A 20023-nucleotide genomic window follows, 5' to 3' on the forward strand; every position below is an offset into this window, starting at 1 on the left:
GCGCCGTTCTCCGGGCGGTCACGGAGCGGTGCGTTCTCCGACGGTGAGCTCGATGATCTCGTCGGCCAGAATCTGTGGCTGGTCGAGTGAGACGAAGGTCCGGGCGTCGGGAACCTCGACGAACGGCGCCCCGCCCGGGAAGACGGCGGCCAGGCGGCGTCCGTGGGCCGGGGTGAAACACCGGTCGTCGCGACCCCACACCATTCGAACCGGGAGGTCGACGCGCGACATCCGCGGGGTGATCTGCGCCAGTTCGGCGGGGCGGATGCCGCGGAGGAACGCGATGAAGTCGTTGCGGATGCGTACGTCGCGCTGTAGCGGTTCGAAGACCGAGCCGGTGAGGGCGGGATCGGGATCGTTCAACAGCAGACCGACGCCCAGCGCGGAATGGCGCAGTGCACGCAGGCGCATCGCCTCGGCCAGCGGTTTCAGCAAAAGTCGGTGCTTCATCAGCGCGAAGTACAACCGGAACGGCTGCGGCGGAAAAAGATCGAAGGCATCGCAGTTGGTGAACACCAGCCGGCTGACGAACGCGGGATCGTCGTCGAGAGCGAATTGGGTGATGGCGCCACCGGAGTCGTTGGCCACGAGGGTCGCGTCCGACAGGCCGAACCGGTCGACGAACTCACGTAGGAGCTTGCTCATCCCGCGCGGCGAGCGGTCGGCTCCGGGTCCGAGCGGGATGCGGTGCGAGCCCAACGGCATGAGGGGCACATGGCACCGGAATCCGCGCTCGGCGAGCAACCGTGCCGTCGGTTCCCACAGCCGATGGTCGACCACGGCCCCGTGCACGAACACGACCGGCGGATGCGCCGAGTCGTCCGGACCGTAGGTCGCGTACTCGAGGGCGCCGGACGGAAGTTCGACGGTCGGCAATGCAGTCGTCATGGCGAGACCCGCTTCTCGTAGACTCGGTAACTTACGAACACTCAGTACGAAAGTTACGTGCAACCTGTATGAAAGTCAACCGTCGTACCCAGGCCGAGCGGACCGCGGCGACCCGCGCGTCGTTGATCGGCGCCGGCCGGAAGCTGTTCGGCGAACGCGGCTTCGCCGACGTCGGCACCCAGGAGATCGTCGCCGAGGCCGGCGTGACGCGCGGTGCGCTCTACCACCAGTTCGACGACAAGAAAGGGCTGTTCGTCGCCGTCTACGACGACGTGGAACAGTCGATCGTCGCGCAGATCGCGGCGGCCGTGGGGGAGCGCGCCGGCGAGGACCCGCTCGCCGCGCTGAAGACGGGTATGCGTCTGTTCCTGCGGCTGTGCACCGAGCCGGAGGTGCATCGGATCACGCTCGTCGAGGCGCCGTCGGTGCTCGGATGGAGTGAATGGCGTGCTCGCGGAGAAGAATTCGGATTCGCACTCGTCGAAGGCCTGATCGCGGCCGCGATCGCCACGGGCCAGGCGGTCGAGCAGCCCACGCGCCCGCTGGCCCACGTCGCGATCGGCGCGCTCGACGAGGCGGCGCTCTTCGTCGCCGCCGCCGACGATCGCGAGGCCGCCACCGAACAGGTCGCCGCCGTCCTGGAACGGATCGTCGACTCCTTCGCGACCTAGTCGCTCCTGGCGGTCAGCTGCTGTCGGCGCGCACCAGCTCGGCGCAGCGTTCGCCGACGAGCATCACGGTGAGGTTCGGGTTCACCGTCGTGTGTTCGGGGAACACCGATGCGTCGGCCACCCGAAGTCCTGCAACGCCTTTCACGCGGAGTTCGGGATCGAGGGGTGACAGCTCGTCGTCGGGCGCACCCATCCGCACGGTGCCGACCGGATGGTAGACGGTGTTGTGGGTGCGGGTGATGTAGTCGGCCAGTTCCGCATCGCTCGCGGCGGCGGGGCCCGGATAGAGTTCGCGCGCAACCCACGTCGCCAGCGGCTCCGCGGCGGCGATCTCCCGCGCCCTGCGCAGGCCCGCGATCATGATCCGCATGTCGTAGCCCTCGAGATCGGAGAAGTACCGCGGGTCCACGCGGGGCTTGTCGCGGAAGTCACGGGAGCGCAACCGCACCGTGCCCCGTGACCGCGCGTGCGTCACGTTCGGTGTCAGGCAGAAAGTGTTGTCACTGGTCGGATAACCCTGACGAAGGGTGTGCATGTCGAACGGCACGCTGCCGTAGTGCATCATCAGGTCCGGCCGGTCAGACCCGCATCGACGGTGGTGAAGATGCCCGCCTCCCACCACTGGGTCGACTCGCGGACCATCGGCTTCGCGGTCTCGAACCCGATCACCCCTTCGGGGTGGTCCTGCAGGTGTTCACCGACCCCCGGCGCGTCGACGAGGGCCTCGATCTCGTGCTCGCGCAGGTCGTCGGCCGGCCCGATTCCCGAGAGCATCAGCAACTTCGGGGAGTCGATCGCCCCCGCCGACACGATCACCTCGCCCCGGGCCTCGATCCGTGTCGTGCGACCGAACGCGTTGTCGGTGATGTCGACGCCCACGGCACGCAACTCGCCGTCGACCCGCTCGATGACCACCCGTTTTGCCCACGATCCGGTGCGGATGGTGAGGTTCGGCCGGTCGAGGTGCGGGTGCAGATAACTGACCGACGACGAGGCGCGCACACCGTCGGGTCGTCGGTTGATCTGGAAGAAGTTGGCGCCGTTGACAACCGTGCTGCCGCTGTTGAACTCGACGCGGGGGATGCCGACCGACTCGCAGGCCTCGAGCAGGGCGACCCCGCACGGGTCGTTCGGCGGCACCGTCATGAGGTGGACCGGACCGCTGCGACCGTGGTGCGCGCCCGGCGCGTCGTTGGTCTCGATCTGCGGGTAGAGGCGGTACAACTCCGCCGAACCCCATCCGGCGCACCCGAAGTCACGCTCCCACGAGTCGAGGTCCTCGCGCGGCGCCCAGAAGGCGATGCAGCTGTTGTGCGAACTGCACCCGCCGAGGACCTTCGCCCGGGCGTGGCGCATGAAGTCGTTGCCGTTCTCCTGCGGTTCGATGGGATAGTCCCAGTCGTAACCGGATTCGAGGAGTTCCATCCACCGGTCGAGCCGCAGGATCGCGTCGTCGCCGACATCGGACGGACCCGCCTCCAGCAGGCACACCGAGACCGAGGGGTCCTCGGACAGCCGCGACGCCACCACGGCACCCCCGGAGCCGCCGCCGACGACCACGTAGTCGTAGGTCTCGCTCATCGTCGCTCCTCGCCGTCTCCGGACCGGTCCGCGAACCAGCCGGTCACGCCCGGTCGGAGATTCTCGTAGACATGTTTGGCCTCGCGGTACTCCGCCAGACCGGACGGTCCGAGCTCCCGCCCGAAGCCCGACTGGCCGTAACCGCCCCACTCGGCTTCCGGCAGGTACGGCCCGAAGTCGTTGACCCACACCGTTCCGGCCCGGATTCGTCCGGCGATGCGGCGGGCGCGTGCCGCGTCGGCCGACCAGACGGCCCCCGCGAGACCGTAGACGGTGTCGTTGGCCAGGGTCACGGCCTCGTCCTCGGTGGCAAAGGTCTCCACGGTGACGGTCGGTCCGAACGCCTCGTCGTGCACGCAGGCCATCGAACGGTCGGCGCGATCGATCACGGTGGGCAGATAGAACCATCCGTCGTCCAGGCGCCCCGAACCCGCATCGCCCGTGGCGAACGCGCCACCGGTGCGGATGATCGCGCCATCCGCACGAGCCTGTTCGACGTAGGCGTGCACCTTGTCTCGGTGTGCCGCCGAGATGAGCGGTCCGGTCTCGGTGCCCTCGGAGTAGGGCAGGCCCAGCCGGATCTGCTCCGCGCGGCGGACCAGCTCATCGACGAAGCGATCGTGTGCGGACTCCTCGATGATGAGCCGGGCTCCGGCCGAACAGACCTGCCCCGAATGCAGGAACGCCGCGTTGAGCGCGTTGTCGACCGCTGCCGCGAGGAGTTCGTCGGTGGCGCAGGCGTCGGCGAAGACCACGTTCGGGTTCTTGCCCCCGAGTTCGAGCGCGACCTTCTTCACCGTCGCCGCCGCCTCGCGGGCGATGACCCGGCCGGTCACGAGCCCACCGGTGAACGAGACCAGGTCGACGTCAGGATGAGACGACAGCGGAGCGCCGGCCTCGGCGCCCGCGCCCAGGACGAGGTTGCCCACGCCCGCCGGGAGACCGACCTGCTCGAGGACCTGCATGAGCAGGATCGACGTGTGCGGGGTGAGTTCGGCGGGCTTGAGCACGAAGGTGTTGCCTGCCGCCAGTGCCGGCGCGACCTTCCACGCCGCCTGCAGCAGCGGGTAGTTCCACGGTGTGATCAATCCGCAGACGCCGACCGGTTCGTACACGATGCGCGAATCGGCGTCGGGTGACCCGGTGTCGACCACACGCCCGGCGTCGGCCGCCGCGAGCTTGCCGAAGTACCGGAAGCAGTTCGCGATGTCGGTTATGTCGATGTCCGACTCGTAGGGCCGCTTGCCGGTGTCGAGGGTCTCGGCGCGGACGAACTCGTCTCGGCGCTCGGCGATCTGGGCGGCGACGCGGAGAAGGAGGTCCCCACGGTCGGCGGCGGGTGTGGCGCTCCACTCGCCGGCGTCGAACGCGCGGCGGGCCGCCGCGATGGCCTGCTCGGTGTCGGACACCCCGGCCTCGGCCACCACGCCGACGACTGAGTTGTTTGCGGGACACCGGATCTCGCGGGTCTCGCCGGAAGCGGAGGGCCGCCAGCGGCCGCCGATGTAGAGGGTCTCGCTCATCGAGCCGGTGCTCCTTCGGAACTGCTGTCGGGAATGTCCGTGTCGCTGTCGGGCACGGTACCGTCGCCGGCGGCTGCATCGGGTCCGGGGTCGTGGTGATCACCGGCTGCATCCCGCAGATGCAGGTAGCCGAGATGGCGTTCGTACTGGTCGAGGATGTCACCGATGATCTGGTCGCGGGTGTACCCGGTGAGCGAGTAGCCCTGGGACCCCTCGGTGAGATACACCTCGCACCGGAAGTATCGATCGTCGGATCGCTGGGTCCGGACCGCGTACGTCGGGGTCGGCGCCGAGACCGGCCAGACGCAGTACTCGAACCGGGGGACCTCGGCGAGTTCGACGATCAGGCGCGGCGACGGCAGCCCTTCGTTCTCGGCCGACTCGTCGACCGTCGCGGTGATCCCCTCCCGGCCGAATTGTTCGGCGACCTCGGTCATGGCCGGTACGACGTTGGCTTCGATGAACTTCCGGGTCGCAACCGGCCGGGGAAGCGCAGGGTGCCGATGAGTCGCTGTCGCCAGCTGCCGTGTTCCGTCGGGCCGCGCCCGACGGCGATCACCTTGGGCAGCGTCGTCCGGAAGCTGTCGAGTTTCACCGACTCGTTGCGGACGGCACGGAGCAGTGAGATGCCGATGAGCCCGAGGACGAAGGAGAACGGCAGGCCCATGATCACCGTCGCGGCCTGCAGGGTGAGGATGGACCCGTCGCCGCCGCCGGCGAACAGCATCGACAGGGTCAGCAGACCGATCGCCACCGACCAGAAGATACGAAGCGACCGTGTGCAATCGGCCATCGGGTCGTCGAGGCGGCTGGTGAAATTGCCCATCACGAGCGAGCCGGAGTCGGCGCTGGTCACGTAGAACAGCAGGCCGGTGATGGTTGCGATCCCGATGAGCAGCGTCGAACCCGGGTACTGATCGAGCAGCGAATAGAACCCGGCCTCGGGTGTGGAGGCCGTCGTCTCGGCGAAATCCGCATCGCCGCGGGCCACCTGCAGGGCACTGTTCCCGAAGATCGAGATCCACACCAGGATGAAGCTGAACGGGACCACCAGCACGCCGAAGATGAACTGCCGCAACGTGCGTCCGCGCGAGATGCGGGCGAGGAAGAGTCCGACGAACGGCGCCCAGGCCACCCACCACGCCCAGAAGAACAGGGTCCAGCCGTCGACGAAGGCGCGGGCGTCGTTGCCGGGCGGCGGGTTCATCTGGTCCCAGGCGAAGGTGTCGAGTGTCCGGTCGGCAAATGTGGACACATAGTCGCCCGCGTTCTGGACGAGCCCGTTGAGCAGGAAGTCCGCGTCTTTGGCGACCGTGATGTATATGAGCAGGCAGATGGCCAGGATGACGTTGATCTCGGAGAGGCGTCGAATGCCCCTGTCGACACCAGAGGTCGCAGACGCGGTCGCGATCACCACAGCCAGGACGATCAGGCCGATCTGGGCCGCCTTGCCCTGCTCGATCCCGAAGATCTCGTTCAGCCCGAAGTTGAGCTGGACGACCCCGATCCCCAGTGAGGTGGCGATGCCGAAGATGGTGCCGAGGACGGCCGCGACGTCGATCGCGTCGCCCCAGCGGCCTTCGACACGTTTGCCGAAGATCGGGTAGAGCGCTGCCCGGATCGTCAGCGGGAGATTGTGCCGGAAGGCGAAATACGCGAGTGCGCCACCCATGAGCGCGTACATCGCCCAGCCGGTCACGCCGTAGTGGAAGACCGTCCAGGTGACCGCCTCACGTGCCGCTTCGTTGGTCTCCCCGGCCCCGGTCGGCGGGTTGAGGAAGTGGGTCACGGGTTCGGCGACCGAGAAGAACATCAGATCGATGCCGATGCCCGCGGCGAACAGCATCGACGTCCAGGTGAAGAGGCTGTACTCCGGACGCGATTCCTCCGGTCCGAGCCGGTAGCGCCCGTACTTGCTGAGGCCGAGGAACACCACGAGACCAACGATGGCGGTGGCGAGGATGAAGTACCACCAGCCGAACCAGCGGGTGATGAAGTCGCGTACGTCGTTGATCGTCGACTCGGCCGCTGCCGGTGCCGCCAGCGCCCAGACGGCGAAGGCGACCACGATGACAGCCGAGGCTATGAAGACGGTCAGATTGACCCGGCGCGTGGGCAATCGCCGCTCGCCGGTCTTGGTCTCGGCATGGACCGACGTGGACGGTCGAGCGGCGTCATCACTCATGGACCACGACGCTAGTCCGATCGCCGATGGGGCGGACCGTTTGGACGGATCCGTGTGAGTTGTTCTACCCGGTTCAGTGGGTGGCGAGTAGCTCCATCAGGTGTGCTTCGACGAGGGAGGGGCGGACCTGTCGTCGGCCGGGTCGGGGTGGTCGGACGTCGATGACGTGGCTGATCGTCGCCCATGAGCGGCGTGCGTCGTCGTGGGTGTGGCCGTCTGGGCGTGGTTGATCGCCGGGCCGGGTTGGTGGTCCGTGGATCTCGTCGCGCACGGTGTTCAGATGTTGTGCGAACCGCCTGGGTATGTCGGGTCGACGGTTGAGGCGTTCGGGGTTGGGTGGCGCCCCGGGTTCAGCATTCAACCGCCACATGCAGCGACCTTCGTCGGGCCCGGACCGGACGATGCGGGTGGTGTACTGCCCGGGCTTGTCGCCGACCATGCGGTTGTGGCGTGGGCACGCCGGGGCGAGGTCGTCGATGTCGGTGAGACCACCCTTGGCCCAGTCCTTCTGGGCGTGATGCATGTCGACGTGGGTGGCGGGCTGATCACACCCGGGTGCCGAGCACACTTCGCCGTCGGGGCGGGCGAACGAGACGAGGCGTTGTTCGCGCGTGGCGAGACGTTTCCCCCTACCGAAGTGCAGCGGCACGGTGGTGTGGTCTTTGAAGATCGCCAACCACGGTTGGATGTCGGCGGCCATTGCGATCAGGTCCGGGATGGGCAGCAGGGTGCCGGTGGCGGTGGTCGCGAGGCCGGCTTCACGAATCAGATCAGCGAGGTCGGCTTTGATGATCAGCTGCATCGGCAGCCCACGATGCGTGGTGCCGAGAGTGCCGTCAGCAAATTTGGCGGCCAGTGCGGCGTCGAGGGCGTCGTGATTGGTCTGGGCGGGGGTGCGGCCGTCGCGGTCGGCGGCGGCTGTCAGGGTGTCGGGGTCGGCGGTGCCGGCCGGTCCGCAGGGCGACTGTGGGTCGTCGGGGTTGTTGAGTCCGGGTTTGCCCCAGACGGCGAACATCATCGTCAGCCGGGCGTGGAGTTCGGGAGTTAGGGTGCCGGAGATGGTGGCGGTGCCATCGGCGCGTTGCCGGCCGATCCACAGGCCGCGGCGCCGTTTCTGGTCCGAATCGTCGGCGAGGGTGCCGTCGGGGTCGAGGTGAGCGAGCAGCCGGGCACCGAGTTGGGTGATGTCAGCAGGCGTGTGGTCGACGGCGATCTCGGCCATCTGTCGTTCGGCGGCGACCTTGATGTCGTGGTCGACGGCTACCGGGATGCGGTCGAGGACATCCAGGGTGGCCTGCACGTGCCCGGAGCCAACAGCTCCCACAGCGAACGCCTCGGCCAGCGTGGGGTGTTCGGGCTCCAGAATGTCGCCGCCCAGGCTGGTCCGGTGGGAGGTGGCATCCATCTGTATTCGGCGCCGCACCGGGTTGGACACCCGCAGCCGGTGGGTCATGAACTGCATGAGTGTCCTGCAGCCTGCCTTGCGGGGGAGGTCGCGGGCCTCGACCTGATCGATCTGCCGGTCACCGGCCACGGTCAGCCGGGCGATCGCTTTCTCGGTGTCGGCCGCCAGATCGGCCAACTCGGTATCGGTGCACGGCGCCAGGTCCACGGTCTGTAGTTCGTCGAGGATGCGGTGGAGGTCGGCCACCAGCTCGACGGCACGTGGTTGCGCCGTGGTGGTTTCGTCAGACATGGTCACCTCCCCCGAGTACCGTTGCTGCGAATGTACGTTCGAGTGTACACGGCCATCGGTCGCCGTCAATACCAAAAATGTTGTCGTGCAACAGAACTGAGCGCCTACATCTTGTCGGTGTCGTGTGATAGGCGTCCGCCGCGTGTCGTGGCCGTGCTCGCCGTGTACCGGGCCGTACCCGGATGCACCCTGCTGCTCGTTGGTGTGCGACGGTCGCAGTCAAGCGAGGGCCAGATCTACCGAGGCCCGGCAGCGGCCCGGGTGGTCCCCATTCGCCTCCTGTGGTCTCGTCGGCCGGCGGTTTCCGCGATACCCGGCTGCTGTCGGGCACAACGCGGGCGCCGCGTCGCGGGTCCCAGCGCCCGGTGGGGGCGCATCCCGGGCCGTCGGCGGCCCGTTCGCTCTCGGCGTAGACGGCGGGGAACACAGCCCCGGCCTGCGCAGTTGTACTGGGCACATCCCCGCCGCAACGGGGGATCCATGCACTCTGCGCAGGCGTTAACTGCAGGTGCACCCCAGACGACCTCTAGAGTGGAAGCAGGCTGGTCGTCGTCTATCCGCACCGGTTGTCCTCCGGGACCTCCGAGGTGGTCTCCGCGGCGGCCGGGGCGCTAGCAATGTGAGGGAGAACAATGTTCGAACGGTTCACCGACCGCGCGCGTCGGGTTGTGGTTCTGGCCCAAGAAGAAGCGCGCATGCTCAACCACAACTACATCGGTACCGAGCACATCCTCCTCGGCCTCATCCACGAGGGCGAGGGCGTGGCGGCCAAGGCGCTCGAGTCGCTCGGGATCTCGCTCGAAGGGGTTCGCAGCCAGGTCGAGGAGATCATCGGCCAGGGTCAGCAGGCGCCGTCGGGACACATCCCGTTCACCCCGCGTGCCAAGAAGGTGCTGGAGCTCTCGCTGCGCGAGGCCCTGCAGCTCGGCCACAACTACATCGGTACCGAGCACATCCTGCTCGGCCTGATCCGCGAGGGCGAGGGCGTCGCTGCCCAGGTGCTGGTGAAGCTCGGCGCCGACCTCAACCGGGTCCGCCAGCAGGTCATCCAGCTCCTCAGCGGATACCAGGGCAAGGAGCCGCAGGAGGCGGGCACCGGCGGTCGCAGCAGCGAGTCCGGCACCCCGTCGACCTCGCTGGTCCTCGACCAGTTCGGTCGTAACCTGACCGCCGCGGCCTCCGAGGGCAAGCTCGACCCGGTCATCGGCCGGGAGAAGGAAATCGAGCGGGTCATGCAGGTGCTCAGCCGCCGCACCAAGAACAACCCGGTGCTGATCGGTGAGCCCGGCGTCGGCAAGACCGCCGTCGTCGAGGGCCTGGCTCAGGCCATCGTCAACGGCAAGGTCCCCGAGACCCTCAAGGACAAGCAGCTCTACACCCTCGACCTCGGTTCGCTGGTCGCGGGCAGCCGCTACCGCGGTGACTTCGAGGAACGCCTCAAGAAGGTGCTCAAGGAGATCAACACCCGCGGCGACATCATCCTGTTCATCGACGAGTTGCACACGCTCGTCGGCGCAGGTGCCGCCGAGGGCGCCATCGACGCCGCCAGCATCCTCAAGCCGAAGCTGGCCCGCGGCGAGTTGCAGACCATCGGCGCGACGACCCTCGACGAGTACCGCAAGTACATCGAGAAGGACGCCGCACTCGAGCGTCGCTTCCAGCCCGTGCAGGTGGGCGAGCCGTCTGTCGAGCACACCATCGAGATCCTCAAGGGCCTGCGCGACCGGTACGAGTCGCACCACCGCGTCTCGATCACCGACGGCGCGCTGGTCGCCGCCGCCACGCTGGCCGACCGCTACATCAACGACCGGTTCCTGCCGGACAAGGCGATCGACCTCATCGACGAGGCCGGCGCGCGCATGCGCATCCGCCGGATGACCGCGCCGCCAGACCTGCGTGAGTTCGACGACCGCATCGCCGATGCGCGCAAGGAGAAAGAAAGCGCGATCGACGCTCAGGACTTCGAGAAGGCCGCCAGCCTCCGCGACAAGGAGAAGCAGCTGGTCGCCGAGCGCGCCGAGCGCGAGAAGCAGTGGCGCAGCGGTGACATGGACGTCGTGGCCGAGGTCGACGACGAGCAGATCGCCGAGGTCCTCGGCAACTGGACCGGCATCCCGGTGTTCAAGCTCACCGAGGAGGAGACCACGCGTCTGCTCCGCATGGAGGAGGAGCTGCACAAGCGGATCATCGGGCAGGAGGACGCAGTCAAGGCGGTCTCGAAGGCGATCCGTCGTACCCGTGCCGGCCTGAAGGATCCGAAGCGGCCGTCGGGCTCGTTCATCTTCGCCGGTCCGTCCGGTGTCGGTAAGACCGAGCTCTCCAAGGCGCTGGCGAACTTCCTCTTCGGCGAGGACGACGCCCTGATCCAGATCGACATGGGCGAGTTCCACGACCGCTTCACCGCGTCGCGTCTGTTCGGTGCCCCTCCCGGGTACGTCGGCTACGAAGAGGGCGGGCAGCTCACCGAGAAGGTGCGCCGCAAGCCGTTCTCGGTGGTGCTGTTCGACGAGATCGAGAAGGCCCACTCGGAGATCTACAACACCCTGCTGCAGGTCCTCGAAGACGGTCGTCTGACCGACGGTCAGGGCCGCACGGTCGACTTCAAGAACACCGTGCTGATCTTCACCTCGAACCTCGGTACCTCGGACATCTCCAAGGCCGTGGGCATGGGCTTCTCGTCGAGCGACGGAACCCAGTCGAACTACGAGCGGATGAAGCAGAAGGTCAACGACGAGCTCAAGAAGCACTTCCGCCCCGAGTTCCTCAACCGCATCGACGACATCGTCGTGTTCCACCAGCTCACGCGGGAAGAGATCATCCAGATGGTCGATCTCATGCTGACCCGCGTGGAGGGTGCATTGAAGAACAAGGACATGGCTCTCGAGGTCACCGACCGCGCGAAGGCCCTGCTGGCCAAGCGTGGCTTCGATCCGGTGCTGGGTGCGCGTCCGCTGCGTCGCACCATCCAGCGCGAGATCGAGGACCAGCTCTCGGAGAAGATCCTGTTCGGCGACATCGCTCCCGGACAGATCGTCCTGGTCGACGTCGAGAACTGGGACGGCGAGGGCGACGGCGACGACGCCCGGTTCGTCTTCACCGGCTCGGAGAAGCCGCGCATGGTTCCCGACGCACCGGTCGAGCTCACCAAGGCCGGCGAGGCCGACGCGAGCTGATAGCCGATCCGCGTGATCTGATCTGACACGATCGACGGCGGCGTCACCCGACAGGGTGGCGCCGCCGTTGTGTTGTGCCCGGCTGGTGCGCGGCTCCGCGCATTGACACAGCCGACGCGGAGTGTCCCAGCGCCCGATAGCATCGATCTGTGACGAGCGATACATCAGAGGTCGGGCGCAAGTCCCGACAGGACCAGCCCACCATCACCGTCGAGCGAGATGGGGAGATCGCGATCTTCCGGCTCAATCGACCCGACCGGCTCAACGCCTTCACCATGCAGATGGGGGAGGAACTGCGGGCCGCGTTCGACGAGACCGACGCCGACGACTCCGTTCGTGCCGTCGTGCTGACCGGCAACGGCCGCGCGTTCTGCGCCGGCGCCGATCTCGAGGCGGGCGGGTCGACGTTCGACGCCTCGTCAGTGGTGGACTCAGACGAGGTTCCGGCGGACGAGGGCGGGAAGTTGACGCTGCGGATGTTCGCCTCGCTCAAGCCGATCGTGGTGGCGGTGAACGGTCCGTCGGCCGGCGTCGGCGTCACGATGACGCTGCCCGCCGACGTCCGGATCGCCTCGGAGGACGCGAAGTTCGGGTTCGTCTTCGCCGCCCGCGGCCTGGTGCCCGAAGCCGCGTCGAGCTGGTTCCTGCCGCGGCTCGTCGGGTTGCCGACCGCACTGCAGTGGACGATCGGCGCGAAGATGGTGCCCGTCGCCGAAGCCCATGAACGCGGGCTGATCCAGCAGGTGGTCCCCAAAGACCAGGTGCTCGAGACCGCGATCGCCGTCGCCCGCGAGATGACCGCGAACAGCGCCCCCGTCTCGGCGGCGCTGACCCGACAGCTGTTGTGGCGGATGGCCGGTGCGCCCAGTCCGCTCGATGCCCACCACGCCGACTCGAAGGCGATCTTCTACCGCGGGCAGTCCGGTGACGTGTACGAAGGCGTCATGTCGTTCCTGGAGAAGCGTCCGGCGACCTACCCCAACACCGTGTCGGAAGATCTACCCGAGATCTTCTGATCACTCAGTCGAGGGTCCCGGCCTGGATGCCGATCTCGAGTACCACGAAGATCATCGCCAGCTGGATGGCGCAGCACCACGCAGCGGCCGGCCAGGCCGGGAGTCCTCGGCGCACGCGGCGGACGACGAGGGTCACCGACACCGCCACCAGCACCACGGCCGACCCGATGCCCACCCCGATGGCCACCTCGGTCCAGACCGGACTCCCGCACTCCTCGTAGGCGCACGCGTCGGTGACGAAGACCGTCAGACCCGCGACGGCGATCGTGATCAGCGCCAGCACCGCGTGCACCAGTCCCAGCACCACCGACGCGAACGCGTCGAGGGTCGACACGGGTGGCTGCGGAGGGGGATTCTCGGCGGTCTCCTCGGTGGGCATCCGCCGACGATAGCGCCGGACATTGTCCCGCGGGACCGGCACGCGGTGAAAAACTCCTGCAAACAGCCCGTGTGAACTGGGTGAACATCCGAACACGCCGGACATAAACGGTGGCAGCGTCCATCGACCGCGGTTATCGTGGCGACAGAGCAGGCCAGACCAACGAGAGGAGGTGACGCAGATGTCGATGGGTGACAAGGCTTTCGCCGGCGAGTGGCGGACGGCCCCCTCCGACCGTCCGTGCGGACTGAAGTCCGACGGAAGGCCGGGACCGATCACATCACGCGTCACCAGTTCCTGAGGTCATGAACCTCGGTGGTCGGCGCACTCACTCGCCCACGCATCGAGGAGCTGTCATGACCATCTTCGTCACCAACGCCGGACTGCAGATCCTGGCGCGCGTCACCTGGCGTCGCGCCGCGGTTCTGTTGACCACCGAGGTCGCGCGGAACGTCGAGGGCACGCCGCTGGTCCGCGTCGTCCATTCGCCGACGCTGTCCCTGCCGATCCACAAGGTGGTGGCGATCAAGCGAGATGCCTACCGCCCGTTCGCCGGTAAGACGATGGACTCCTACGCGTCGAACGCGACCATCCTGCGGCGCGATCAATGGATCTGCGCCTACTGCGACGGTCCCGCCGACACCGTCGACCACATCGTCCCGGTCTCGCAGGGTGGGCCGAGCACATTCGGAAACCAGGTCGCGGCGTGCAAGTCCTGCAACGGTTTCAAGGCCAACCGGACGCCGCGCAAGGCGGGGATGGCCCTACGGCACGCCCCGTTCGTCTACGACCCCTGGGCCGCGGACCAGAAAGAGGTGTGGGAGATGTTCATCCTGCATCCGAAGACGGACTAGACGTTCGATCCGTTGCCGCCCCTGCCATCAGGTCGGCAACGGGTCGGCGCCACGTTCCGCGAGCAGCATCGTCATCAGACCGATCTCGTCGCCCTGGTCGCCGATCATCATGAGCGCGAGGTCCTTCGTCGCGGAACCGGTCCGCTCGTCGTTGTATGCCGCCTGGGCCATCGACATCCCGCCACGGTGGTGCCGAATCATCAACTGCAGGAACAAGATCTCCGCCTCGCCGGGTGGCAGGGTGGAGAGACTGCCGATCTCGTCGATACTCGCCATGCCGGGCATCGGCCGAGGGGATTCGTCGTGATGGGTGCCCTCGTGGTGAGGGTCTCCGCCGGACATCCAGGACATCGGCTCCGGCGCGGTCACCGGTTCGTCGAACCACAGCAACCAGCCACGCATCGTGGCGGTTTCGGCGGTCTGCGTGTGGACGATCCGGTCGGCGACGCCGCGGATCTGCGGCGCGACTCCGGGCACCGCACCGATCGTCCGCGACATGAGGATCGCCTGGTCGTGGTGCGCCGACATGTCCTGCGCGAAGCCGATGTCGGACACGCTCATCGCGGATGAGTCGTGATCGCGTCCCTGCCACACCGCCCCGACGACGACACCCATGGTGACGAGCAGGGCCGCGGTCACGCCGAGGACCATCGCGCGCACCAGCGGGACGCCGAGGCGAGAAGCGCTCATCCGATCGAGGAGTTCTGGTCCGGCGGTGGCGTGTACACCGCGGGACTCAACCGCAACACCTGGAAGCCGCCGTCGGAACAGGTGACCCGCAGCTCGTTTCCGCGGAACTCGGGTGGGGACATGCACCAGTCCGTCGACATGTCACCGCCGACGATCATCCCGCTACGTGGACCGACCATCTCGTTCAACCGGACCTTGCCGTTCGCGATCGACATACCGAGGCTGAGGAATTCGACGGCGGGCAAGCCCATCAGCGAGCCGACGACGTGCGGCGAGTTGGGCGACTCCGCGATCGTGGTGCCCTTGCGGGCCGGCGGGTTGTAGTAGGCGATCTCGCGAATCCGGTCGAAGTCGCGGATGTCGAAGACCCGGATACCCGACGATTCCCAGCCGCACGCGAGCGCGGTGGGATCGGTCGCCCGGTCGACCGTGCAGTAGTGCGGATTGCTGCTGAACAGCGACCCGCCGGTCGACGACCGCAGATTGGTGTCGAGGTGCTCGGGGAGATTGATCTCGAGTTTGATCTGCGCGGTGTATCGGGGCTTGTTCACCCGCGTCACGTCGAAGATCTTGACGCCGCCCGAACCTGCTTCGTCGGCGGTGACGATGTGGGGCCGGCCCCGGTAGGTGATCGGGATCGAGTGCTGGTTCAGCTGGCCGTCCGGCCAGAGATAGGCCGCGGTGTGCGGGACCTGCGGGTGCGGCCGTCGCTCCTGGACGTCGCTGACGTCGAGCACCGTCACACCCGCCATGTTGGACAGGTACATCCGGTTGCCATCTGGCGACATGCCGAAGCCGTGACCGAGGAACGAGTGGAGCCCCTGCCAGATCACGCGGGGCGACCGGGGATCGGCGATGTCGATGGCACTGAGGTGCCCGGGGAACACCCCGGACGCCCAGTAGGTGCGGCCGTCGGGGGAGAAGCCGCCCTCGTGCGAGGTGAACGGCAACGGCGTCGTCGTGCCCGGGCCCGTGTTGAGGAGTCTGGGGCGGGTGCAGTCGGAGATGTCGTATACGGCGAAGAACCCGCCGCCCCAGAGCAACGGCACCGACGTCGCGGCCAGGAGCTTGCGTTCTTTGTTGACCTTCAGCGTCTCCCACGTGCCGCCGCGCATCGCCGGATCCGTCAGGGACCCGACGACTCGCGGCGCGCTCGGGTCGGATGCGTCGATGACCTGTACGCCCGGCGGGTTCACCCAGTTGTTTCCGGGGAACAGGCTGCCGGTGTAGCTGCAGTGCTCGAAGTTGGCCGAGACGATCCCGCCGCCGGCGCCGCGGACACCGCCGATCCGTGTGATGTTGCATCGGTAGCCGCGCATGCTGCGTCCGGACAGGCGGTCCTCGGCGCTGACGTCCCCCTGCAGGCCCGGTTCGGGGAGCGAGCCCGGTCCGCAGTCCGCCTGGGGAACCGCGACCTCGGAGATGTCGGGGAAATAGTGGTTGGCCGCGCCGGCCGGTGCCGCCACCAGCATTGTCGAGAGAAGTGTCGCGCCGGCCAGGAGGCAGGTGACGGCATGGCGACGGCGGCGCCGGCGGACCCCCGAACGGACCCTGTGTCGCGCGTCGAAACGAGTAGGCATCATCGCATCCCCCGATCGTGATCTGAGACACGCTAGTGGGCGAGCCGAGACGACATCGGCGAATCGTCGAATTCGAACGGACGAACAGAGCCGGCCCGGGGTTTCCGGGCCGGCTCGTGTCGGGTGCAGGGTGCGTCAGACGTCAGACGGCGTCGCCGCCGTCGATGCTGCCGAAGTCACCGACCTCGACATTGCCCTCGCCGTCGACCGCGGTGTCGAAGGTGCCGTCACCGTCGGTGTCGGCGACGGCGATGTCGGTGAGGCCGTCGGCGTCGGTGTCGGCCTCGATCACGTCGATCTCGCCGTCGGCATCGGTGTCGTAGGCGATCGAGTCGGCCTGGCCGTCGCCGTCGGTGTCGAGGATGGCGTCGGTGGTGCCGTCACCGTCGACGTCGGTGAGTGCGGCGTCGACGGCTCCGTCGCCATCGGTGTCGACGAGAACGGCGTCGGCAGGGATCTCGGTGCTCATTGGTATGTCCTTCCAAGTGGGGTGAGTGCTTCTGGGCGGTTCATGTACTTGGAGGCGACGTCGGGGACGAATGTTCCCGGGGTGCCGGGAGTCGTTCGGATGACCGATCCGGCGACCGACTACCGTTTGGTCTCGTATCACTCGACTTCGGAGGTTCACTGTGCAACAGATCGGCGTCATCGGCGGAGGCACCATGGGAGCGGGCATCGCGGAGGTGTGTGCGAAGGCCGGCAGCGATGTCGTGATCGTGGAGGTCAAGCAGGAGTTCGCCGACGCCGCGCGGGCGCGGGTGGAGAAGTCGCTGGCCAAGGCGGTCAGCAAGAACAAGCTGGCGCAGGACGACGCCGACGCCGCCCTCGGACGTCTGCGGGTGACGACCGACTACGCCGACCTCGCCGATCGCGAGCTGGTGATCGAGGCGGCCCCGGAGATCGAGGAGCTCAAGCGGCAGATCTTCGCGAACCTCGACGAGGCGACCGGCGCGAACACCATCCTCGCGACCAACACGTCGTCGATCCCGATCATCAAGGTCGCGACCGCGACGAAGACCCCCGAACGCGTTGTCGGCGTGCACTTCTTCAACCCGGTACCGTGATGCCGCTGGTCGAGATCATCTCCACGCTGACCACCGCGCCGGAGACGGCCGACGCCGTGAGCGCATACGTCACCGACACCCTCGGCAAGACCGCGGTCCGCGCGGGTGACCGCTCCGGCTTCATCGTCAACGCGCTGCTCATCCCGTACCTGTGCCAGGCCATCCGGATGTTCGACTCGGGCTACGCCTCGGCCGAGGACATCGACCTCGCGATGAAGGGCGGCTGCGGCTACCCGATGGGTCCGCTGACCCTGCTCGACACCATCGGTCTCGACGTGACGCTCTCCGCCGCGGAGTCGCTGTACGCGGAATTCGCCGAACCCCACTACGCGCCGCCGGCGCTGCTGCGTCGCATGGTCGATGCCGGCCGCCTCGGACGGAAGACCGGTCACGGTTTCTACACCTACTGACAGCTGGATCGCCGACGCCGAGCCCCGGCTCACCTTCGGGTGAGCCGGGGTTCGGCGTATGGCGGAGTCTTTCGGCTCCGGGATTGTCGGCCCGCGTGCTCCCCGCTAAGCTGACAGCAATCAGACAACAAGCGTTATCAGAATGGGTGGGGTCATGACGCAATCCGATGAGCGGATGTCGCGGGTGGAGATGGACAACATCGACAGCAGCTTCTTCGCGCGTTCCCTGCTCTCGATGGGGCAGACGATGAGCACGACGAACGTCATCATGCAGCTCGCCAATCCGGCGGTCGGCTACGGTGTCGCGCACAGCAAGGTCGAGAACGGGCGGCTCGACAAACATCCGGTCAAACGCGCACGGACCACCGCGTCGTATCTGGCGGTCGCGATTCTCGGCAACGCCGACGACCGGCGCCGGTACCGGCACGCCGTCAACCGCCAGCACGCGAAGGTGCGCTCCGACGAGAACAGTCCCGTGGAGTACAACGCGATGAACACCGACCTGCAGCTCTGGGTCGCGGCGTGCCTCTACTTCGGGTGGGAGGACATCTACGAGCGTGTCCACGGACCGCTGCAGGGCGCGGATCGCGAGAAGTTCTACCAGCAGGGCAAGGTCTGCGGGACGACGCTGCAGATGCCGGCCGAGGCGTGGCCCGCCACGCGCGACGAGTTCACCACCTACTGGGACGACCAGGTCTCGCGCATCGAGATCAGCGACGAGATCCGGGACTTCCTCCTCGACATCGCCAATTTCGGTTACGCGCCGGAACGCATCCAGGAGAAGTACGGTCCGGTCAAACTGCGGCGGACCATCGGCTATCTGCCGCAGCCGTTCCGCGACGCACTCCGGGTCGAGTGGACCGACGAGGATCAGGCGTGGTTCGACGGCTACGTCGGCCGGTTGGTGGAGAAAGAGCGTCGCACTCCGCTGTGGGTGTCGCAGTTGGGTTTCCGGCTCCTGCTGGCCGATGTCCGGCTTCGGGTCAAGATGGGGCGGCCGCTCGTCTAAGAGGCGCCGGCGCCGCTCCGGCGCGCGGCCAGGAAGGCGAGTGTTCCGGCGCCCAGGCACGCAACGGCGCCGACCGCGAGACCGACGCGCGCGCCGAATGTCTCGATGATCGCGCCGACGATCGGACCACCGATCGGCGTCGAGCCCATGAACGCCACCGACCACAGCGCCATCACCCGGCCCCGCATCCGCGGTTCGGAATTGAGCTGCAGGGTCGCGTTTCCCGTCGACATGAAGGTGACACTCAACCAGCCGACCCCGAAGAGTGCGCAGATCGCCGTCGGGAGGTTCGGGGCGAGTGCGGTCGCCGCGACGGCGACCCCGAAGCCGAAGGCCGCCAGCGTGAGTGGGCGCAGTCCGGTGTTCCCGCGAGCCGCGACCACGAGTCCGCCGACGACCGCACCCACTCCCATCGCCGACGTCATGAAACCGAGGGCTTGCGGCCCGCCGTCGAACACGAAGTCCGCGGCGGCGGGCAGCGTGACCGGGAAGTTGTACGTCAGGGTGCCGACGAGCGCCATCGTGGCGAGCGGGATCCACAGCACAGGACGACTCCGCACGTATCGAAGACCCTCGCGCAGCTGGCCTTTGGCGCGCGGAACCGGTGATTCGGCGGTGATCTTCGATGAGTCGAGCGCAAGCAGCGACGCGACCACGGCGATGAAGCTGACCGCGTTGATCGCGAAGCACAGACCGGAACCGACGAGGGCCAGGATCACCCCGGCCACCGCCGGGCCCACGGCGCGAGCGGCGTTCACCATGACCGAGTTGAGGGTGACCGCGTTGCGGATGAGGTCCTTGCCGACGATCTGATGGATGAACGCCTGTCGCGCCGGCTGTTCGAAGGCGTGGCCGAGCCCGAGCATCACCGCCAGCACGCCGACGTGCCAGACCTGCACCACCCCGGTGAGGGTGACGGCGGCGAGCGCCGCGGCCAGCAGCCCCATCATCGACTGCAGGACGATGAGCAGGCGTCGGCGGTCGACGCGATCGGCGATAACGCCCGCGTACGGCCCGATGAGCAGAACCGGTAGCGCCTGCAGAGCGACGATGAGTCCCAGGACGGACGCCGATCCGCTCAGCGTCAGCACGAGCCACGCCTGCGCCGTTGCCTGCATCCACGAACCCGTCATCGAGACGGCCATGCCGGCGTAGAACAGGCGGTAGTTGGGGATGCGCAACGACGCGAACATGCTCGTCCGGTCGGCGTCGTCGGGGCGACGACCGCCCGGTTCGCGCTCCCGCGGCACGTCTCCGATCTCGGGAACACGGTCGTCGGTCATCGACGACCATCGTAGGCGCGT

Annotated in this window: 13 protein-coding genes and 3 pseudogenes; 6 read left to right on the forward strand and 10 right to left on the reverse strand. The window is 67.6% G+C overall.

Translation table 11 applies throughout. From position 1 onward, the window contains the following. Positions 1-18: 18 nt before the first annotated feature. The gene (locus QAD21_RS03845; protein ID WP_165630578.1) at positions 19-888 is read right to left on the reverse strand and encodes an alpha/beta hydrolase; all 870 of its coding nucleotides are present in this window, start codon (positions 886-888) and stop codon (positions 19-21) included. 68 nt (positions 889-956) lie between these two features. Here QAD21_RS03845 and QAD21_RS03850 point away from each other — a divergent pair, with 68 nt between their 5' ends. Continuing rightward, positions 957-1559, forward strand: a complete 603-nt coding sequence (locus QAD21_RS03850) for a TetR/AcrR family transcriptional regulator (protein ID WP_165630577.1) — start codon at positions 957-959, stop codon at positions 1557-1559. Positions 1560-1572: 13 nt separating this feature from the next. On the opposite strand, the pseudogene QAD21_RS03855 reads toward QAD21_RS03850, so the two are convergent. From QAD21_RS03855 to QAD21_RS03870, 4 genes and pseudogenes are all read right to left on the reverse strand, one after another. Beyond that, positions 1573-3140, reverse strand: a pseudogene (locus tag QAD21_RS03855) (GMC family oxidoreductase N-terminal domain-containing protein). Then, on the reverse strand, positions 3137-4663 hold the full coding sequence (locus tag QAD21_RS03860) for an aldehyde dehydrogenase family protein (protein WP_068970472.1): 1527 nt from the start codon (positions 4661-4663) through the stop codon (positions 3137-3139). Before QAD21_RS03860 ends, QAD21_RS03855 begins: the two are co-directional and overlap by 4 nt. After that, positions 4660-6848 (reverse strand): annotated as a pseudogene (gene betT, locus QAD21_RS03865) (choline BCCT transporter BetT). Before betT ends, QAD21_RS03860 begins: the two are co-directional and overlap by 4 nt. Positions 6849-6921: 73 nt before the next feature. After that, positions 6922-8544, reverse strand: coding sequence for an HNH endonuclease signature motif containing protein (locus QAD21_RS03870; protein ID WP_068970500.1), 1623 nt, complete (start codon positions 8542-8544; stop codon positions 6922-6924). Positions 8545-9176: 632 nt separating this feature from the next. On the opposite strand from QAD21_RS03870, the gene QAD21_RS03875 reads away from it, so the two are divergent. After that, positions 9177-11717, forward strand: a complete 2541-nt coding sequence (locus QAD21_RS03875) for an ATP-dependent Clp protease ATP-binding subunit (RefSeq protein WP_058251205.1) — start codon at positions 9177-9179, stop codon at positions 11715-11717. 149 nt (positions 11718-11866) lie between these two features. Further along, positions 11867-12733, forward strand: a complete 867-nt coding sequence (locus tag QAD21_RS03880; RefSeq protein WP_068970474.1) for an enoyl-CoA hydratase-related protein — start codon at positions 11867-11869, stop codon at positions 12731-12733. A 4-nt stretch (positions 12734-12737) separates the two neighbouring features. Here the strand turns inward: QAD21_RS03880 and QAD21_RS03885 are convergent, their stop codons facing one another. Further along, positions 12738-13112, reverse strand: coding sequence for a hypothetical protein (locus QAD21_RS03885; protein ID WP_058251203.1), 375 nt, complete (start codon positions 13110-13112; stop codon positions 12738-12740). A gap of 356 nt (positions 13113-13468) precedes the next feature. Between QAD21_RS03885 and QAD21_RS03890 the strand changes: the two genes are divergently transcribed. Beyond that, on the forward strand, positions 13469-13966 hold the full coding sequence (locus QAD21_RS03890; protein WP_058251202.1) for an HNH endonuclease: 498 nt from the start codon (positions 13469-13471) through the stop codon (positions 13964-13966). A gap of 27 nt (positions 13967-13993) precedes the next feature. On the opposite strand, the gene QAD21_RS03895 is transcribed toward QAD21_RS03890, so the two are convergent. The 3 genes from QAD21_RS03895 to QAD21_RS03905 form a co-directional block, all read right to left on the reverse strand. Continuing rightward, on the reverse strand, positions 13994-14656 hold the full coding sequence (locus tag QAD21_RS03895) for a DUF305 domain-containing protein (RefSeq protein ID WP_068970475.1): 663 nt from the start codon (positions 14654-14656) through the stop codon (positions 13994-13996). Then, a complete protein-coding gene (locus QAD21_RS03900; RefSeq protein WP_189340055.1) occupies positions 14653-16128 on the reverse strand; it encodes a hypothetical protein in 1476 nt (491 codons plus the stop codon). The genes QAD21_RS03895 and QAD21_RS03900 overlap by 4 nt, the downstream gene beginning before the upstream one ends. Before the next feature lie 250 nt (positions 16129-16378). Next, on the reverse strand, positions 16379-16705 hold the full coding sequence (locus tag QAD21_RS03905) for a hypothetical protein (RefSeq protein WP_068970477.1): 327 nt from the start codon (positions 16703-16705) through the stop codon (positions 16379-16381). Positions 16706-16865: 160 nt separating this feature from the next. On the opposite strand from QAD21_RS03905, the pseudogene QAD21_RS03910 reads away from it, so the two are divergent. Beyond that, positions 16866-17710 (forward strand): annotated as a pseudogene (locus QAD21_RS03910) (3-hydroxybutyryl-CoA dehydrogenase). A gap of 142 nt (positions 17711-17852) precedes the next feature. Next, on the forward strand, positions 17853-18719 hold the full coding sequence (locus QAD21_RS03915) for an oxygenase MpaB family protein (RefSeq protein WP_068970479.1): 867 nt from the start codon (positions 17853-17855) through the stop codon (positions 18717-18719). On the opposite strand, the gene QAD21_RS03920 is transcribed toward QAD21_RS03915, so the two are convergent. After that, complete coding sequence (locus QAD21_RS03920; protein ID WP_068970480.1) at positions 18716-20002, reverse strand: MFS transporter; 1287 nt, start codon at positions 20000-20002, stop codon at positions 18716-18718. The genes QAD21_RS03915 and QAD21_RS03920 overlap by 4 nt on opposite strands. Between the last annotated feature and the right edge of the window lie 21 nt (positions 20003-20023).

Source organism: Gordonia sp. SMJS1, from assembly GCF_029866425.1.
Taxonomy (GTDB): Bacteria; Actinomycetota; Actinomycetes; order Mycobacteriales; family Mycobacteriaceae; genus Gordonia; species Gordonia hongkongensis.

What these genes read in the sequence shown, in the direction of transcription:
- QAD21_RS03845 (WP_165630578.1), bottom strand. Translation starts at nt 888, where the DNA reads ATGACGACTGCATTGCCGACCGTCGAACTTCCGTCCGGCGCCCTCGAG.
- QAD21_RS03850 (WP_165630577.1), top strand. Translation starts at nt 957, where the DNA reads ATGAAAGTCAACCGTCGTACCCAGGCCGAGCGGACCGCGGCGACCCGC.
- QAD21_RS03860 (WP_068970472.1), bottom strand. Translation starts at nt 4,663, where the DNA reads ATGAGCGAGACCCTCTACATCGGCGGCCGCTGGCGGCCCTCCGCTTCC.
- QAD21_RS03870 (WP_068970500.1), bottom strand. Translation starts at nt 8,544, where the DNA reads ATGTCTGACGAAACCACCACGGCGCAACCACGTGCCGTCGAGCTGGTG.
- QAD21_RS03875 (WP_058251205.1), top strand. Translation starts at nt 9,177, where the DNA reads ATGTTCGAACGGTTCACCGACCGCGCGCGTCGGGTTGTGGTTCTGGCC.
- QAD21_RS03885 (WP_058251203.1), bottom strand. Translation starts at nt 13,112, where the DNA reads ATGCCCACCGAGGAGACCGCCGAGAATCCCCCTCCGCAGCCACCCGTG.
- QAD21_RS03890 (WP_058251202.1), top strand. Translation starts at nt 13,469, where the DNA reads ATGACCATCTTCGTCACCAACGCCGGACTGCAGATCCTGGCGCGCGTC.
- QAD21_RS03895 (WP_068970475.1), bottom strand. Translation starts at nt 14,656, where the DNA reads ATGAGCGCTTCTCGCCTCGGCGTCCCGCTGGTGCGCGCGATGGTCCTC.
- QAD21_RS03900 (WP_189340055.1), bottom strand. Translation starts at nt 16,128, where the DNA reads ATGCTGGTGGCGGCACCGGCCGGCGCGGCCAACCACTATTTCCCCGAC.
- QAD21_RS03905 (WP_068970477.1), bottom strand. Translation starts at nt 16,705, where the DNA reads ATGAGCACCGAGATCCCTGCCGACGCCGTTCTCGTCGACACCGATGGC.
- QAD21_RS03915 (WP_068970479.1), top strand. Translation starts at nt 17,853, where the DNA reads ATGGGTGGGGTCATGACGCAATCCGATGAGCGGATGTCGCGGGTGGAG.
- QAD21_RS03920 (WP_068970480.1), bottom strand. Translation starts at nt 20,002, where the DNA reads ATGACCGACGACCGTGTTCCCGAGATCGGAGACGTGCCGCGGGAGCGC.